Source organism: Citrobacter sp. UYEF32, from assembly GCF_040546205.1.
Classification (GTDB): domain Bacteria; phylum Pseudomonadota; class Gammaproteobacteria; order Enterobacterales; family Enterobacteriaceae; genus Phytobacter; species Phytobacter diazotrophicus.
Map to the genome: position 1 here is coordinate 325,664 of NZ_JBEPNI010000005.1, position 16,302 is coordinate 341,965.

General features: G+C 54.0%; 16 protein-coding genes. 5 read left to right on the forward strand and 11 right to left on the reverse strand.

Annotation, left to right across the window (positions count from 1 at the left end; all coding sequences use genetic code 11):
* Position 1 precedes the first annotated feature (1 nt).
* The 4 genes from ABIB59_RS16115 to ABIB59_RS16130 all read right to left on the reverse strand — a co-directional run bounded on the left by ABIB59_RS16115 (position 2) and on the right by ABIB59_RS16130 (position 4,728).
* A complete protein-coding gene (locus ABIB59_RS16115) occupies positions 2 to 1,933 on the reverse strand; it encodes a methyl-accepting chemotaxis protein (protein ID WP_354036167.1) in 1,932 nt (643 codons plus the stop codon).
* A gap of 198 nt (positions 1,934 to 2,131) precedes the next feature.
* Positions 2,132 to 2,788, reverse strand: a complete 657-nt coding sequence (locus ABIB59_RS16120; RefSeq protein WP_039079086.1) for a GntR family transcriptional regulator — start codon at positions 2,786 to 2,788, stop codon at positions 2,132 to 2,134.
* Between the two features lie 259 nt (positions 2,789 to 3,047).
* The gene (gene curA / locus ABIB59_RS16125) at positions 3,048 to 4,085 is read right to left on the reverse strand and encodes an NADPH-dependent curcumin/dihydrocurcumin reductase (RefSeq protein WP_039079087.1); all 1,038 of its coding nucleotides are present in this window, start codon (positions 4,083 to 4,085) and stop codon (positions 3,048 to 3,050) included.
* Between the two features lie 70 nt (positions 4,086 to 4,155).
* Entirely contained in the window at positions 4,156 to 4,728 is a 573-nt protein-coding gene (locus ABIB59_RS16130; protein WP_354036169.1) for a helix-turn-helix domain-containing protein, read from the reverse strand.
* Between the two features lie 38 nt (positions 4,729 to 4,766).
* Here ABIB59_RS16130 and ABIB59_RS16135 point away from each other — a divergent pair, with 38 nt between their 5' ends.
* Together ABIB59_RS16135 and ABIB59_RS16140 are read left to right on the forward strand one after the other, a co-directional pair.
* A complete protein-coding gene (locus ABIB59_RS16135; protein WP_354036171.1) occupies positions 4,767 to 5,282 on the forward strand; it encodes a GNAT family N-acetyltransferase in 516 nt (171 codons plus the stop codon).
* On the forward strand, positions 5,282 to 5,731 hold the full coding sequence (locus tag ABIB59_RS16140) for a DMT family transporter (protein WP_107223082.1): 450 nt from the start codon (positions 5,282 to 5,284) through the stop codon (positions 5,729 to 5,731). Before ABIB59_RS16135 ends, ABIB59_RS16140 begins: the two co-directional genes overlap by 1 nt.
* 1 nt (position 5,732) lies before the next feature.
* On the opposite strand, the gene ABIB59_RS16145 is transcribed toward ABIB59_RS16140, so the two are convergent.
* Positions 5,733 to 5,966: a DUF2526 family protein gene (locus ABIB59_RS16145; RefSeq protein ID WP_039079091.1), complete on the reverse strand. Its 234-nt coding sequence runs from the start codon at positions 5,964 to 5,966 to the stop codon at positions 5,733 to 5,735.
* An 11-nt stretch (positions 5,967 to 5,977) separates the two neighbouring features.
* Positions 5,978 to 7,576, reverse strand: coding sequence for an ABC transporter substrate-binding protein (locus ABIB59_RS16150; RefSeq protein ID WP_317085668.1), 1,599 nt, complete (start codon positions 7,574 to 7,576; stop codon positions 5,978 to 5,980).
* 280 nt (positions 7,577 to 7,856) lie between these two features.
* On the opposite strand from ABIB59_RS16150, the gene ABIB59_RS16155 reads away from it, so the two are divergent.
* Genes ABIB59_RS16155 through ABIB59_RS16165 form a run of 3 tightly spaced genes read left to right on the forward strand, consistent with a single transcriptional unit; the run spans position 7,857 to position 14,387 of the window.
* Positions 7,857 to 9,233: an SrfA family protein gene (locus ABIB59_RS16155; RefSeq protein ID WP_354036173.1), complete on the forward strand. Its 1,377-nt coding sequence runs from the start codon at positions 7,857 to 7,859 to the stop codon at positions 9,231 to 9,233.
* 4 nt (positions 9,234 to 9,237) lie between these two features.
* Complete coding sequence (locus ABIB59_RS16160; RefSeq protein ID WP_354036175.1) at positions 9,238 to 12,219, forward strand: virulence factor SrfB; 2,982 nt, start codon at positions 9,238 to 9,240, stop codon at positions 12,217 to 12,219.
* The gene (locus tag ABIB59_RS16165) at positions 12,216 to 14,387 is read left to right on the forward strand and encodes a virulence factor SrfC family protein (RefSeq protein WP_335256900.1); all 2,172 of its coding nucleotides are present in this window, start codon (positions 12,216 to 12,218) and stop codon (positions 14,385 to 14,387) included. The genes ABIB59_RS16160 and ABIB59_RS16165 overlap by 4 nt, the downstream gene beginning before the upstream one ends.
* 61 nt (positions 14,388 to 14,448) lie before the next feature.
* Here ABIB59_RS16165 and ABIB59_RS16170 read toward each other — a convergent pair whose 3' ends face one another.
* The 5 genes from ABIB59_RS16170 to ABIB59_RS16190 all read right to left on the reverse strand — a co-directional run bounded on the left by ABIB59_RS16170 (position 14,449) and on the right by ABIB59_RS16190 (position 16,181).
* Positions 14,449 to 14,622 (reverse strand): GhoT/OrtT family toxin, encoded by a 174-nt coding sequence (locus ABIB59_RS16170; protein ID WP_064572402.1) that lies wholly within the window; start codon positions 14,620 to 14,622, stop codon positions 14,449 to 14,451.
* 104 nt (positions 14,623 to 14,726) lie between these two features.
* Positions 14,727 to 14,900, reverse strand: a complete 174-nt coding sequence (locus ABIB59_RS16175) for a GhoT/OrtT family toxin (protein ID WP_064572403.1) — start codon at positions 14,898 to 14,900, stop codon at positions 14,727 to 14,729.
* Positions 14,901 to 15,150: 250 nt separating this feature from the next.
* The gene (locus tag ABIB59_RS16180) at positions 15,151 to 15,351 is read right to left on the reverse strand and encodes a hypothetical protein (protein WP_165158686.1); all 201 of its coding nucleotides are present in this window, start codon (positions 15,349 to 15,351) and stop codon (positions 15,151 to 15,153) included.
* A gap of 148 nt (positions 15,352 to 15,499) precedes the next feature.
* Positions 15,500 to 15,754, reverse strand: a complete 255-nt coding sequence (locus ABIB59_RS16185) for a hypothetical protein (RefSeq protein WP_132439302.1) — start codon at positions 15,752 to 15,754, stop codon at positions 15,500 to 15,502.
* Between the two features lie 130 nt (positions 15,755 to 15,884).
* Complete coding sequence (locus tag ABIB59_RS16190; protein WP_354036179.1) at positions 15,885 to 16,181, reverse strand: hypothetical protein; 297 nt, start codon at positions 16,179 to 16,181, stop codon at positions 15,885 to 15,887.
* Positions 16,182 to 16,302: the final 121 nt, after the last annotated feature.

Sequence of the window (16,302 nt, forward strand, 5' to 3'; positions counted from 1 at the left end):
ATCAGAAGGTCGTCCAGCCGTCGTCGCTGGTCACCTCAGCCGGTTTACGCGGCGTTGAGACTGGCGGCTGCGGCCTGGCAGGCGTCGATGATTTTACCGGCGTCGCGCCCGACTCAAGACGGAATGTCGCAACCAGTTGCTCCAGGCGTAACGCCTGCTCTTCAAGAGAACCTGCTGCGCTTGACGACTCGCTCACCAGGGCGGCGTTTTGCTGCGTGGTACTGTCCAGTTCACCCACCGCGCGGGCAATTTGTTCAATCCCGCGGCTTTGCTCCTCAGAGGCAGAAGAAATTTCACCCATGATGTCATTAACACGGGTGACCGACTGCACCACTTGCCCCATCGTTTCCCCGGCCTTAGCCACCAGTTCACTGCCGGTATTGATGCGTGACACCGACTCGGTAATCAGTTGCTCGATATCTTTCGCCGCCTGGGAACTGCGCTGAGACAGGCTACGCACTTCACTGGCGACCACCGCAAAGCCGCGTCCCTGCTCTCCCGCACGGGCTGCTTCTACCGCCGCGTTAAGTGCAAGAATGTTGGTCTGGAAGGCAATACTGTTGATGACCGCGGTAATGTCGGCAATTTTGTTTGAGCTATTGTGGATATCACTCATCGTTTTCACCACATCACGCATCACGTTGCCACCTTCACTGGCCGTGTTCGAAGCCTGCGCCGCAAGCCTGCTGGCATTACGCGCGTTATCCGCGTTGTTTTTCACCGTCGCGGTTAACTCTTCCATACTGGCCGCCGTTTGCACGACGGCGGCGGCCTGTTGCTCTGTACGAGAAGAGAGATCGGTATTGCCTTCGGCAATCTCCGTTGCCGCATGGGAAACCTGCGCCACGCTATTACGAACGTCAAAAATCATCTCGCGAAGACGGCTATTCATGCGCCCCATTGCAGCGGTGAGTTTGCCCAGTTCGTCGTCGCTTTGCGCGGTGATCTGCGAACTGAGATCGCCACTGGCGATACGCTCGGCCAGCGCCAGGTTATGGACAACAGGACGGGTGATCTGACGAATAATCCACCACGAGACAATTACGCCAATCAGAATGGCAATAATGCCGATAATAGCCGCTGTGGTACTGGAGTTATCCGCCAGCGCATCGTTATAGGTTTTCACCCGTGCAATCAGTTTCTTGATGTCAGCGCTGCTGTCATCGCCAGCGACTTTAACTTTATCCTCAGCCGTTTTGATCGCCTGAACCGCAGTAAAATAGTTGATGCTCAGGTCGCGATAACGGGCGGTTTCATCCCACAATGCCTGCATCGGAGAAAGCAGCTCAGCCGGAAGCTCGCCTGAAAGCATTTGTACCCCAGCCTGCGCTTTGTTGAAGCGATCATCGAGAATATTGCGCGTCTCTTTCGTCGGGCTAAAACGCACCATTAACGCGGCATCGCGCACCCCACCGATGGCAATCAGTTGATCAAAAATCCGGGCGCTTAATGCGTTATCAGCCACAGGTGTGGAGATGAGTGTACTAAAGCGTGCACGCTTATCGTCTGCTCCGAGCTGGTCCAGGGTCTCGCGAACGGATTTCATGGCTTTCGTCGCCTGCTGCATTTCCGCAGACCCTGCTTCAAAGTTCGCCAGATGACCTGACAGCGTATGCAACAGCGCGCTCTCGTCATCATTCCATGACATTTCACTCGCACTGGCGGTGAGCTGCGACGCATGTTTTACGTAGTCGGACATGATCGGACCGGCTTTCTCATCACCATAAAGATACTTCAGGCGGTTAATCTTGGCCTGAAAGACCTCAATGTTAACGCTATAAATCAGGTTGGTTTTTGCGTAGACGTCGCGGATCTCTTTAAACCGCAATACGCTCAGAACGGTAGCAATGGCAACCAGAAAAAGCACAATCCCAAACCCGACTGACAGCTTTTTACTGATAGTTATATTTTTCAACCCCTGGCTAAAAGACATCCCAAACTCCTTGCGTCACATCAATGTTAGCGCTCAACTTAGCACTCATCGATTATCGGCAGGCAGCCCAGGGAGTTAAGAAGGAAAATCGCTGAAGACAAAAAACGTGATGATGATGCTCCCCTTTGCCAAATTTTTGGTGGGGAGCATTTAAAAATCATCAAATTGCACTGAATGATTTCAAGACTAAACTATCACTCAGCTATTGAACTGCTTTAACAGTATGCCTGCGCCATCATCAATGGTGCGGTATATTGCTTTTTCGCAACCGTTTTCGTCGCCTTTCTCGAATGCGGATAATAAATCGCCATAATCATATCCACGCGATAACTCAGGTGATGAAGGATAAAGATAATTAAAGCATGGGCCAATCCGAACCCATAATTGTTCAATTATTGCGGCAAGCGTGGGCATTTCCGCATAATGATATACGGCAAAACGAAATACGCGATTCGACTGTAAAGTCAATTCAGTATTTCCTGTTTTTGCCGCCTCACTAAAAGCCTCGGCAAGAATACGCAATTCATGAACTTTACCTGCTGTCATATTTTTGCAGGCAGCGCGTACAGCCATGCCTTCAAGTTTTTTGCGGATATCACTAATTTCTATGAATCGCGCCTTACCCACGTCCGGAACAAGGAATGCTTGCGCAGGAGTAGCATGAAGTGCCCCTGCGGAAACAAGACGCAACAATGCTTCCCTGACAGGCGTAATACTGGTTCCTAATTGATCTGCAATTTCTTTCGTGATGAGCCGGGCGCCAGGTTTAAGCGCACCAATAATAAGCGCACTCTTTAGACTGGCTTCTACCTGCATAGTAAGGCTCGTCCGCTGCGCTTTTTCCAAATCAAGCATGTGATTGTGTCCCGTCCAAATTCTTATTTATTTTCAGCCTGGTAGCGTGTCGGTGAACATAATTTATGAAGATATATTATGTATAAGCATGCCTGGTATTGGATTGACGCGTAAAGTTAGAACAAAATGTTATTTTTTATGCACAACTACCAGGAACCGTTACCGATAAGGTCGTCGATTCCTTATGCTTGTATAATTAAAGACGTTTTTAAAAATTTTGCACGTATTATGATGACGGTTTTCACCGTCACCACCATTTTTAGTCATCCTCGCCGACGCGAATCACAACTTTACCGAAGTTTTTCCCGGCAAGTAAGCCAATAAAGGTCTCTGGCGCGCTTTCAAGTTCGTCAGTGATTTGCTCGCGATAATGGATTTTCCCCTCTTTAACCCACTGCGACATGTCACGCTGAAATTCGTTGATGCGGTGACCATAATCCTGGCTAATAATAAACCCCTGCAAGCGAATTCTTTTTTTCAGGAGCGTCCCCATTAATAACGGGACACGATCCGGACCATCCGGCAAAGAGGTCGCATTATAACCACTAATCAGCCCGCACAACGGAATTCGTGCTGCGGTATTCAATAATGGCAATACCGCATCAAATACCTTGCCGCCGACATTTTCGAAATAAATATCGATGCCTTGTGGACAGGCTTTCGCCAGTTGTTCGGCAAAATCGCTGGCATGGTGATCGAGACAGGCATCAAAACCAAGTGTATCCACCGCATGGCGACATTTTTCACTGCCGCCAGCAACGCCCACAACCCGGCACCCCTTGATTTTACCTATCTGGCCGACCGTCGCCCCTACCGGCCCTGTAGCCGCAGCGACGACCAGCGTCTCTCCCGCTTTCGGCTGCCCGATATCCAGTAACCCCATATAGGCAGTGAAACCCGGCATCCCGAGCACGCCGAGCGACCACGATGGATGTTCAGGATTTTCGCCGAGTTTGACGAGCCCTTCACCGCCGGAAATCTCGTAATCCTGCCAGCCGCTGTAGCCCAGCACCCAGTCGCCTTCGTGGAAATCGTTATGCTGTGACTGTACGACGCGACTGATGGTAGCGCCGCACATGACGCCATCAACCGGCACCGGCGGACTGTAAGATGGCGCATCGCTCATCCTGCCGCGCATATAGGGGTCAAGTGAAAGGTAGACGGTTCGCAGCAGCACCTGGCCTTCGCCTGGGGTGGCAATGGTATCTTCTTCAAGCCGAAAATTGTCGACTGTCGGTGCGCCCTTTGGCCTTGAGGCCAGAACCCAACGGCGGTTGCGGTCATGCTGTTGTTTCATGTTGCTCTCCTGTTCCCATGAAAAGTTCTATTGATACTAGTCGTGGAAAACAGGAGATGCACATCCATTGTTAACTACCTGGATTAAGGCGCACTACCAGGTAGCGACAGGATGTGTCGGTTTCATTAATGAAGCGACAGTCGTTAGGCGGGCCGAGCTCCAGGCAATCCCCCGCTTTCATTTCATGGCGCGTATCACCCTCCATAAAGACCAGCCCCCCCTCCTGCAGCCAGATCAATTGCCTGGCAAGTGCGTAAGAAGAGGCTGGCATCGGGATATTGCTGCCAGGGGGTAAATCGATTTGTACCAGGTCGATGGGCAGATCGCTGCGCGGCGAGATATGACGGCGTAAATAATGCGTCTGTGGGTCGCGCCAGACGGGCTGGTCGGCAAAGCGCAACAGCTTACCCTCTTGCATCTCAGCGCGCGCAATCAGGGTAGACATGCTAATGCCAAACGCCCCGGATAAGCGGGCAAGCAGTGTCGCCGTAGGGCTACTTTCCCCGCGTTCAATCTTATGGATCATGGCGCGCGAGACGCCAGCGCGCTCGGCCAGTTCGCTAAGCGACCAGCCTCGGGATTCCCGTTCAACGCGAATTCGCGCACTGATCCGTTGATTTATGTTGTCTGTAATAGTATTCATATCGTAATACTATAGTGAACAATCACTGAGGTTCAACCATGGATATTCGTTACGCCAGTAAAGACGATTGCGCGGCAATTGCAGAGATCTACAATCACGCCGTCGTGCACACTGCGGCCATCTGGAATGACAAAACTGTTGACGTGGATAACCGGATTGCCTGGTTCGAAGCACGCGCGCTACTGGGTTATCCCGTACTGGTAAGCGAAGAAGGTGACGTTGTCACTGGCTATGCGTCGTTTGGCGACTGGCGCGCGTTCGACGGTTTCCGTCACACGGTCGAGCATTCTGTCTACGTCCATCCGGATCACCAGGGTAAGAAAATCGGTCAGGCGCTGATGGCGCGACTGATTGACGAGGCTAAACGCGTTGGCAAACATGTGATGGTTGCTGGCATCGAGTCGCAGAACCATGCCTCTATCCATCTGCATGAGAAACTGGGTTTCACCGTCACTGCGCAGATGCCGCAGGTGGGCACCAAATTTGGCCGCTGGCTGGATTTGACGTTTATGCAGTTGCAACTGGATCAGCGCCAGGACCCGGACGCCATCTGATGAATCAGACCCTTACCCTCTGCTTTCTGGTTGCCGCCGGCATTGGCCTGGTGGTGCAAAACACCCTGATGGTGCGCATCACCCAGTCGTCATCCACTATATTGATCGCGATGTTGCTGAACTCGCTGGTGGGGATCGTTCTGTTTGTCAGTATCTTGTTGGTAAAACACGGCCTGTCCGGCTTTAGCGAACTGGTGGCAACCGTCCGCTGGTGGACGTTGATCCCCGGTCTGCTCGGTTCGTTTTTTGTCTTCGCCAGTATCAGCGGCTATCAGTACGTGGGGGCCGCCACTACCATTGCCGTGTTGGTAGCCAGTCAGTTGATTGGAGGGCTGGTGATGGATGTGGTCAGAAGTCAGGGAGTGGCACTCAAAGCCCTGATTGGCCCGGTATGCGGTGCGGTTCTGCTGGTGATTGGCGCCTGGCTGGTTGCCAGACGCCAGTTCTGATTTACAGGATACTGCCACCTTTGGTGAGCTGCTCGCGTCGCGCTTCCATATCCTCTTTATGCTGACGACCATGCTGCGAGATGGCGTGACGCAGGCGCTGTTGCTGGGTGTAACGCTCTTCCCGGCTCAGCGCGCTATCGTCGCTCAGTGCAATCAGCAGCTCGTTCATATTTGCAATCACGCTTTGTGCAATGGTTTCGTCCACGCGGGCGATTACCTCATCCAGATGCGACATGCCTACCTCTGTTAATTCAGTTTTGCTTTCGAAAAATCACTGCCCATTAAGCTCACGCTATAGCCCGTGACGTTACTGCGTGTGGCATAGAAGGTTTTACCGTTCGCCAGCGCAATCCACGGCGCCTGCTGATAGAAGACCTCTTGCGCCTGACCATAAAGCCCGGCGCGTTTTGCCGGATCGCTGGTCAGTTTAGCCTGCAGTACCGGGCCATCATACGCTTTATCGCACCAGCGTGCGGCATTCGAACCGCTTTTCACACTGGCGCAGCTTAACAGGGTGTCGGCAAAGTTATCCGGGTCGCCATTATCCGACATCCAGCCAAACAGCGCGGTATCATGCTCACCGCGACGCATCCCGGCCAGGTATTCGCCCCACTCATAAGAGACAATTTTCGCTTTCACGCCCACTTTCGCCCAGTCGCTCTGGATCATCTCCGCAATGCGACGTGAGTTCGGGTTGTACGGACGCTGTACCGGCATGGACCAGAGGGTCGTTTCAAAGCCCTTCTCCAGCCCGGCCTGTTTCAGCAGTGCTTTGGCTTTTTCCGGATCGTAGCCGTAATCTTTCAGATCTTTTTTGTAGCCCAGCATGTTCGGCGGCAGCGGTGATTTCGCCACGGTACCCGACTCCAGGAAGACCGCATCGACAATCGCTTTTTTGTCAGTAGCGTAATTCAACGCCTGACGCACCAGGACATTATCAAACGGTTTTTTCTCGGTGTTAAACGCCAGATAGCCGACGTTCAGCGCATCGATAGTGTGCAGGGTCAGATCTTTATTGGCTTTAATCTGCTCAAACTGAACCGGCGCAGGCGCCGGGATAATCTGACACTCGTTGGTTTGCAGTTTCGCCAGACGCGTCTGGACATCCGGGGTGATGGCAAAAATCAGGTGTTTTGTCGGCACCTCGCCGTCCCAATAGTTGGGGTTTGCGAGATAGCGGATTTGCGCGTCGGTTTTGTATTGCTGTAAGACATACGGGCCCGTACCGATCGGCCAGTTATCGACATTCTCCGGCGTCCCTTTTTTCAGCATGGCGTCGGCATATTCCGCCGAGAGGATGGAGGCGAAGTCCATTCCCCAGTCGGCAAGAAACGCGGCGTTAGGCTCGCTCAAAACAAACTGAACGTGATAGTCATCAACCTTTTTGACATCCTGAATCAGTTTATCCAGCCCAACATCGCTGAAATATTCGTAATTTCCTTTCGAAACATTATGATAAGGATGCTTAGGGTCTTTCTGACGCATGACGGAGAAAATAACGTCATCCGCATTAAAATCGCGGGTCGGTTTAAAGTATTTATTGCTGTTAAATTTAACGCCCTGGCGCAGCGTAAAGGTGTATGTTTTCCCGTCCGGCGAGATTGTCCAGGCGGTGGCCAGTGATGGAATCGGGGTGTTTTTCACCGGATCGAAGTTCACCAGTCGGTTATACAGCACCTGTGAACTGGCGACAAACGATGGGCCAGAGCTGGCGATTTGCGGGTTGAACGATTCCGGCGAGGCTTCGGAGCAATAGACAAGGGTGTCATTGTTTGCCGCCCACACGGCGCCTGCAGGTAACAGCGTGCTCAGCGCCAGCGCGAGCAGGGATTTCCTTGCGAACATAGATTCGGGCCTTATTTATTATTTGGAGTATTAATCTCAGCACAGCAGAAGTTAACTGGCAAATAACGAATCACTATCAGGTTATTCTAATCCAGTTGTTTTTGCTGAATTTTCCAGCAAAATTAAATTTATCATTCAACTTAAACGAACTTCTTGCCGTCAAGGTTTATGAGATGGTCTCAATGCGTCGAGAATTCAATGGTTTTGCGCTCTCTTCTGCCGTTTGTTTGTGATGACATTGCGTACAGTAGACGCGTGAAAAAGTCTATGGGATGAAAACGTGGCAAAAACACTCTTGCGCAGCGGCGATCTTGATGATTTTCAAGCCGTGGGCGGCGGCGGTCAGGCCGTATTTGATTCGGCGTTACAAATTCGTGAAGCCCTGCGTCTGCGTAAGCAGCAGGCGCTGGTTGACTGCCTTGCCATACCGCAGGTGAATGATGAAGGCGACCGCGTTGACTGGTACTCCCCTGTCGAAGGCCGCGCCCAGGCCTGGAAAGCCGCCGATGAAGATGCGCGCTTTCGTGCCTTACGTTACCTGGAAAGCACCCTGGACAGCGCCGCGACCCTCAGCCGCAAATGCATGCAGTCGCCAAAAACGGCACAGCAACTGTTTGGTTCACTGCTGGAAAAAGCGTTGCAGTTTCCCGGTGAAAACCACGTTTTTCTTGTCGACGGTAAGCCGGTCATCACCTTCTGGGGCTTTGTTAATCTCAATGAGAGTGCCAGAGAAGATGTGCTGGAATGCCTGCGCAGAGAAGATATTCCGGAGCCGCTTGCCGTTATCGAGCCAGAACCGGAACCTGCCGAAGAGCCTGTTGCCACGGTCACGATAAGCCACGCCGACGAACCGCTGCTCGCGCCTGTGCCGGGAATCAGCACAGCCGTAGCGAAAGACGAACCGGTAATGCAAATGGCCTCGCCGGTTGCTGAACCTGAGCCCATTCCCGAGCCGGAACCGACGCCAGCCCCTGTCGCGGTAAAACGTCGCCGCTACGGCCTGTGGGTTTTGCCGATTGCGGCCGCCGTGGCTGCGGCGGTTGCGGTGCCATTATGGTTAAATCAGCAACATGAAGCCCCCGCCCCGAAAACCGTACAGTCTGCGCCTGTGGTGGCCAGCCCCGAACCTGCGCCGGTCGCCGTTGTGCGTCACACCCCAACGCTGAATGCAAATCTGCCGCTCCATCAGGCCGAGGTGATTGCGCCCAAAGTGGAAACACCAGAACCCGTGGTACATGAGAAAAAACCGTTGGTGATCACCGCTATCCCGAAAGATGCGCTGGTCATGGACGCGCTGGAAGTAAAAACGGGCTCGACCCGTTTCCTCAATGGTAACTGGCGCGTCGTGATGGACGTGAAAGACCAGGCCACCGGCAAAGATGTCACTATGCGTTTTCAGATTCAGAACAATAAAGGCACGGCGCGCGTTATTCAGGGCAATAATTTGAGCTGTCGCGCCGACCTGTACTCCGGCCTGCACGAAACCGGGGTTTTAATGATCAAGAGTCGCAGCACGGCACGTTGCACCGACGGTTCCCGCTACCCAATGCCGGAGATTTCCTGCAAAGCCGGAACCAATGATATCGCGGAATGCAGTGCGCGCTTTGAAGCGAATACCACGCCCGTTGCGGTGACCTTCAGAAAAACAGGTGCCTGATTTTATGCTGGTTAATCTTTGTGATTACAAACAGAGCGTCACACTTATCGCCAACAGTGGCGTCCAGTTTCTTGATTTTGGCCTGACGCCACAGGAGTCGGCACAAAGCGGTCGCTTTGTACGTAAGACGGCGAACGGTCCACTGTTGCGCCTGGATTACGATCTGGTCAATGAACGCTATACCCTACCGGCGCACAATGGCGGCATGCCCGAGGTGGTCAAACCGGAAAGCACCCAGTCGCTGCACGCGTCGCTGGCGGTGCTCGATGGCGTGTGGCTGCCCATACCGTTCTTACGCTTCAACCCGCCGCGTACCTTCGTCGAAGGGCCAGAAAACTGGGCGCGGATACAGATTCGTAAACTGAGTGAACCGGATGGCGCCGGGAATACCCACCGCGTAACCCTGGCCCTCGACAGCCAGATCAACGGCAACTCCCCGTCAGCGCTGGCACCGCAAGAGAACGATATTCTTAACGGCACACGCTTCGCGCTGGCCTGGCGTGATGACGAAGTGGCGGATTTTCTCGATCAAACCTGGGTAGATGGCTGGTTACGGGAAGCGTTTCTTCAGCACATCAATCAGGATGAACAACGCAGTGAGCGTGAAATTACCCAGGCGTTGCGCAGCTTTGAATATCAGGCGCACTGGCTGAACCTGCTTACCCTGCTGGGAACGCAGCTTCTGGTGCCTGAGGTGAAAATTGTCACCCACACGCTGAGCACCCCGGCGATCCCGGTGGATTTAATTCTCGATGTTGGCAACACCCACACTTGTGGCGTCATTATTGAAGATCATGGCGATGCCAACGATGGCCTGCGCCAGACCGCCGAGCTGCAGGTGCGTTCCTTAAGCGAACCGCAATTCCTTAATGAACCCCTGTTCACCAGCCGCCTGGAGTTCTCCGAAGCACGCTTTGGCAAACAGCATTTCTCGGTAGAAAGCGGACGCGAAGACGCGTTTATCTGGCCTTCTATTGTGCGTGTCGGCGACGAGGCCCGCAAACTGGCGATGCAGCGTCTGGGAACCGAAGGCAACAGCGGAATTTCCAGCCCGCGCCGTTACCTTTGGGATGAAACCCCGGTATTGCAGGACTGGCGTTTTAGCCAGATGAACAGCAAAACGCAGCGCGAACCTCTGGCAACCGCGTTTCCGCTGATGAACCTGATGAACGATGAAGGTCAGCCGCTGTATACCCTACCCGTCGATGAGCGCCTGCCCGTCTTTTCGCCACAATACAGTCGCAGCACCTTGATGACACATATGCTGTGCGAGCTGCTGGCACAGGCGCTCGGGCAGATTAATAGCGTCGCCACCCGTTTGCGTCTGGGCTTTCCCGCCTCGCCGCGTCAGTTGCGCACCATTATTCTGACCCTGCCGTCGGCGATGCCGAAGCAGGAACGTGAAATTTTCCGCCGCCGGATGTTCGAAGCCATTGCGCTGGTCTGGAAAGCCATGGGCTGGCATCCACAAGATGATGACTTTGCGCATCGCAAGCAGCAGGAAAAAAGCGTGGTGCCGGTTCCGCATATCCAGATGGAGTGGGACGAAGCCAGTTGCGGTCAACTCGTCTGGCTGTATAACGAGGCGATTTCCCGCTACGCCGGGCAAACCGAAACTTTTTTTGCCTCCCTCGCCCGTCCCGATCGGGCCGAAGCCCCAGGCGCGCGGCCGGGACGCTCCCTGCGCGTTGCCTCGGTGGATATCGGCGGCGGCACAACCGATATGGCGATCACCCATTACCAGCTTGATGATGGTACCGGCAGCAACGTTAAAATCACCCCGCAATTGCTGTTCCGTGAAGGGTTTAAAGTGGCGGGTGACGATGTGCTGCTGGATGTGATTCAGCGCTGCGTGCTGCCTGCGATGCAAACCCAATTGCAAAAAGCCGGGATTACGGATGCCGCCTCGTTGCTGGCAACCCTGTTTGGCGACTCCGGGCGTATTGATACGCAGGCGGTGTTGCGCCAACAAACCACCCTGCAACTGTTCATGCCCATTGGCCATGCCATTCTGGCGGCGTGGGAAGAGAGTGATGTTAACGATCCGCTTGCCGGGCTGTATGCCACGTTCGGCGAACTGTTGAGCCAGTTGCCAACGCGCAACGTGATGAACTACCTGAAACAGGCGATCGACCATGCGCTCCCTGCCGGCTCGCCGGAGTTTGATGTGCTGAGCGTGCCGATTCAGGTCAACTTCCGCGAATTACAGGACGCGATGCTAGCCGGGCAATTTACTCTTGCCTCGCCGCTGCACGCGGTCTGCGAAGCCATCAGTCATTACTGTTGTGATGTCCTGTTGATTACCGGACGTCCTGGCTGTCTGCCAGGGGTACAGGCGTTAATTCGCCATTTGCAGCCGGTGCCGGTTAACCGCATGATCTGGCTTGATAAGTACCGCGTACATGAGTGGTATCCGTTCAGCCAGCAAGGCAAAATCGGCAACCCGAAATCGACCGCGGCGGTAGGGGCAATGCTGTGCAGCCTGGCGCTGGATCTGCGCCTGCCGCGCTTTAACTTTAAAGCCGCTGACATCGGCGCCTACTCGACCGTGCGCTATCTCGGCGTGCTGGATAACGTGGTCAACACCCTGCGCGATGAGAATATCTGGTATCACGATATCGATCTGGATAAACCGGGCGCGAAGCTGGATGCCCGTCTGCATTTCCCGCTGCGTGGTAATGTCACGCTCGGTTTTCGTCAACTGGCAAATGCCCGCTGGCCTGCCACCCCGCTCTACACGCTGAGCATTAACTCTTCTGACCTGGCCAAAACCATCGCAGGCGACGGGGTGTTGAATGTGCGGCTGCAATTTAGCGGCGGCAACAAACACCAGGGGCCGGAATCGTTTATTCTGAGCGAAGCCTGGCTGCAGGATGGTACGCCGGTTCCCGCCGATGCGTTAACCTTCAAATTGAATACGCTGGCCGATCGCCGCCACAGTGGCAGCCATTACTGGATCGACAGCGGGAGTGTGTATCTGAAATGAGTGCAAGTATGAGCACGACCCAGGCGATCAGTGCATGGATCAATGAAAACCGTCAGATTTCACCGTTGCTGGATGATGACGCGGACGCGCTACTGGCGCGCTTAACGGCGCTAACGGCGCAGGAATCCGCGCTGGAAAGCGCCGCGAAAATGCCCTGCACCGTTGGGCTGTACGGGCATGCTCAGGCAGCCAAAGCCCATTTACTTGCCGCGCTGTGTGACAGCGGCAACGGACGTTTACATGTCTTGCTGGGCGAGAAGACGCTGGATTATTTCAGCCATCTCAACCCCGGCCATATGTTGACAAGTATGGCGCTGCGTTTCAGCCGCGAGAATCCGCGTGTTGATGATAATTTCCCCCTGCGCTTACGTCTGATTAGCGAGGCGGAACTGGTGCAGGTCTTCATCGCGCATGCGCAGGCCATGCCGGAAGTGCGTGTCGTCGACAAGACGGTTATTGAAAGCCGTCTGGCAAAATGGCGCGCACTGCGCCAGCCAAACCCGGTACCGGGCATTAGCGCGGAAGATGTCGGGGGAATTGCCCGTTTCTGGCGCTCGGTGGTGCCGTCATCACAACAGCATATGGACGACGCGCTGTGGTATCAGTTCGCCTGCCTTCTCCCATCGCTCGACTTGAGCGCTCGCGCCAGTGCCTGGGCACTGCTGTGGGGTGAGCAACAGGAGTTAACACAACAGTGGCTATCGCTGGCGCATACGCTGCACCAGACCGGAAACGCCCGGGAACTGGCGGCGCCGTTGAGCCTGTTAGTCGATAACTTCGCCCTGCCGACCGAAGGTTTTCTCACCCCTACGGAACAGGACAATGAAGCCATTGCCGGTGAGGTGGTGGTGCATCCGTGGTCGGACGATCAATTACAGAATGCGGTCAGTATTCCTGTTTCGACGCTGGCGCTGTTAACCAAAGAGCTGGTGCTTCCGGTCGAAAACAGTGAACTGAACGGTGTGGATATTCTGGATATCCCCACCCCGGCGCCGCAGGAGGGACATCCGCTGTGGAACAGTAAATGCCGCTGGCTGCTGGAGAGTTATCGTCAGCAATTACAGCCGGATGTCTTACTGATTTGCAATGCCACGGCGCATCGCTCAACCACGACGGCAACGGCGAAAGCGTTACTGAACTGGGTGAAGGAGACGCAATCGGGCCACGAGACCGCACTGCCTGGCCTGGTCTGGACCATCACCCCGCACGATGCCCGTTTTACCAGCGGACAGAATCTTGATGAAGTGGTGCAACAACTGGTCGGGAAACCGGGCCAGCACTGGGGTACGCTGCAGGCGCTGGATGCCAGCAGTTTACAACGGGTTCTTGAGTGGCTCGCCCAGGCAACCGCCCCGGCGCTGCGTCAGCATCGCTTCAAATCCCTGCGTGAACGTCATCAACTGGCGCTGCGCGATCTGATGCAGGCCTGGCTTATCGCCCCCGCAAAAGAGAATGCCGCTCAGCGTACCCGCGCAGAAGCGGTCGTGCGTGAGTTGCAGACCCATGCGGCGCGTCATGGCGAGTTGCTGGAAGGCCTGCTGCCGGATATGCAGCAATTTGACTCTCTGTGGAAAGTTCAGCAACCGCGCGAAGAACAGGTCAGCGGCTTGTTTAACGATGCCATCGACCTGTTTGGCGAGGCGGCAGAGAGCAGCGAACAGCCTCAAGTGGCGCGTGATGCGGGCCAACAGGCGCACGCGATGTGGATCAACCACTTGCGTCAGTGGAGTCGTAATGATGAAAACGCCGCCCGGCTTGGCCTCTCGTCCGCCACGGTGCGGCAGATGGCGGAAATTCTCATCATTAGTAGCTACCGACTGAATATGCCGGAGCAGTTGCAGAAGATTATGCAGCGCGATACCGCTTCTGCGGCGCAGTTGTACGCCGCCATTGGTAATTTTGTCGCCTGGCTGGGTTATGCCGATGTTCCGGAAGCGCAGCGCCCTGCCAGCCGCGTGCAGAAAGGCAGCGCTGTGTTCGCCTCCGCGAGTTCTGGCTCGACGGAACGGTTAACGCGTTTAGGCGAACAACCTGTTCACGCTGCAACGCGCTATGTTTACGACTGGCTGGTCGCTCTCTATACCCGGTCAGTGGAAAACATGGGTTATAGCCATCCGCATGATATTTCTCCCACCGCGCGCAAGAAACTCAAAACGCTGCTGCCATAAAAAAGACCCGGCCACCATAACCGGTGGGTCGGGCCTTATCGCTTTACACGCGCTCAGTATGCTAAAAAAATGAGAACACCAGGGCAACCGGGAAACTGATCGGCCATGTTGCGCCGACTAAGCACGCGCTGAGCGTTTTGATCCGGCGAGTCTCTTTGGATAAAAACCAGGTCGCTACGCCCGTCAGTAATGCCATCACGGCATAAAACATTAACATCTTAATGAACAAGTCCATCGTCCGCCTCCTTTCCATGGAAAACATACGCAGACTATGTTGCACATTTTTTAAGGTTATTTTTGTCTAACCGGTCACGCCTTGCGTCACTCTTTATCAAAAGATCAAAACAGTGAGACCAGTAAGGCCACCGGGAAGCTCATCGGCCACGTTGAGCCCACCAGAAACGCGCTCAGAAAACGGATCCGTTTACGGTCGCTGGATAAAAACCAGGTAATAATTGCGCAAAGCAGCGCCATAATTGCGTAAAAAACCAGCATTTTTTGATAAAGCGACATAGCCACACTAACCCTGTGATAACAAAACGGGCGCAATATGCCGCTTTTATTGACATTTATCAAGTTTTTTCACTAATCGTGCGCTTTATCACGAGGGGGAAATTGACGTGACTCTGATTTTACGGACTGGCAACGCGTGACCGTCGCTTCTCGTTACTGCCCTTTACCCGTATTCGTAATGCCCGCGTTGCGAAGCCGGGCCATCACTGGATGCAAATCAGCCCGCTTCAACACTATTGACTGGCGCTTTTCATTGCATCCTGCTTGCCAGGATTGCATTGCTCTTTTGTACCCGGAAGATAAAATTTTCCCGACCGATCTGGATCTGTGCCACCCGGACAACCCGCGCGGCCCGCAGCGCTGACGCCAGCCGCACCATCCGATCCGTTGCCGCCATCAGAACCGTTTCCCCCGTCACCCCCATTCCCACCATCAGCAGCGGTTGCGGCAAATACGCAAAGCAGGAAAAAACTCACGAAAGCACGCCTGATCATGTAAACCTCCCTTGTTCAACCCTTAAACATACACTGTGGCATCTCAGTCTACCTTCAAAGGACATGACAGGCTGACTCTGATAATTCAACGAAAGAAAAAGGCGTTTAAGAATGCGTTTGAAGTTCTCTGGTGGTAGTCGCCCCGGTGCCGGAGGCCTTACGTCTCGCCTGAAGGGAATCGAGAGCGGCGTGAATCATTTCAGTCGCCCTGATTTTTGCATGAGCCACAATTTTTTCGTCTGCAATGCTGGCGTGGCAATGGGGACAATAGGTTATTCCCCTCGCCTTATCTTTGGCGATGGCTGCCAAATCTTCGATAATCACGGTTTTTCCGCATTTATCGCATGCAAATTCGAACATTTTAACGTCCTGAATATCTCACTGGCGCCACTATATAACAGCGAGAGTAAACGGCATTAAAACGTGCTGAACATCAGGATGGCGGGCTTAAACGCTCGGTCACAAAAACTGACACTACTGCATGAGCCATCTATTGTTTATGTTCTTCACGCCAGTCTTTGATCATCTGCGGTGTCACCTCACTGGCATAGCAGACAGGATCATAGCCACCCGGTTTGCTCCATGCGCTACGTTTACCGCAGCCACTGCCATTTCTGGCCTGATTAAACGGGCAGGCACATGGCCCCGGGTAAGCTGCAATGGACTCCTCAATCACCTTTTGTTTAACCTGTGCATCACTCAATATCTGTGTTTTAGCCAGACTGTTTTCAATACTCAGCACACTGGTTACAGCCAGCACGATCAACACCCACGGTGTGATTCTCATTGAGGCGTCTCATTAAGGAGGAGATGAGCTTTCAATGTAGGACGCTACCCCCACGACAATATTGATCGCAAGCAACATCCGGTTGTTTTCTCAGACCACTCAGTCCGTGAGTTATATATTT

Coding starts and splice junctions, on each gene's coding strand:
- ABIB59_RS16170 (WP_064572402.1), bottom strand. CDS start 14,622: ATGGACTTGTTCATTAAGATGTTAATGTTTTATGCCGTGATGGCATTA.
- ABIB59_RS16130 (WP_354036169.1), bottom strand. CDS start 4,728: ATGAATACTATTACAGACAACATAAATCAACGGATCAGTGCGCGAATT.
- ABIB59_RS16175 (WP_064572403.1), bottom strand. CDS start 14,900: ATGTCGCTTTATCAAAAAATGCTGGTTTTTTACGCAATTATGGCGCTG.
- ABIB59_RS16165 (WP_335256900.1), top strand. CDS start 12,216: ATGAGTGCAAGTATGAGCACGACCCAGGCGATCAGTGCATGGATCAAT.
- ABIB59_RS16190 (WP_354036179.1), bottom strand. CDS start 16,181: ATGAGAATCACACCGTGGGTGTTGATCGTGCTGGCTGTAACCAGTGTG.
- ABIB59_RS16135 (WP_354036171.1), top strand. CDS start 4,767: ATGGATATTCGTTACGCCAGTAAAGACGATTGCGCGGCAATTGCAGAG.
- ABIB59_RS16160 (WP_354036175.1), top strand. CDS start 9,238: ATGCTGGTTAATCTTTGTGATTACAAACAGAGCGTCACACTTATCGCC.
- ABIB59_RS16185 (WP_132439302.1), bottom strand. CDS start 15,754: ATGTTCGAATTTGCATGCGATAAATGCGGAAAAACCGTGATTATCGAA.
- ABIB59_RS16115 (WP_354036167.1), bottom strand. CDS start 1,933: ATGTCTTTTAGCCAGGGGTTGAAAAATATAACTATCAGTAAAAAGCTG.
- ABIB59_RS16150 (WP_317085668.1), bottom strand. CDS start 7,576: ATGTTCGCAAGGAAATCCCTGCTCGCGCTGGCGCTGAGCACGCTGTTA.
- ABIB59_RS16120 (WP_039079086.1), bottom strand. CDS start 2,788: ATGCTTGATTTGGAAAAAGCGCAGCGGACGAGCCTTACTATGCAGGTA.
- ABIB59_RS16145 (WP_039079091.1), bottom strand. CDS start 5,966: ATGTCGCATCTGGATGAGGTAATCGCCCGCGTGGACGAAACCATTGCA.
- curA (WP_039079087.1), bottom strand. CDS start 4,085: ATGAAACAACAGCATGACCGCAACCGCCGTTGGGTTCTGGCCTCAAGG.
- ABIB59_RS16140 (WP_107223082.1), top strand. CDS start 5,282: ATGAATCAGACCCTTACCCTCTGCTTTCTGGTTGCCGCCGGCATTGGC.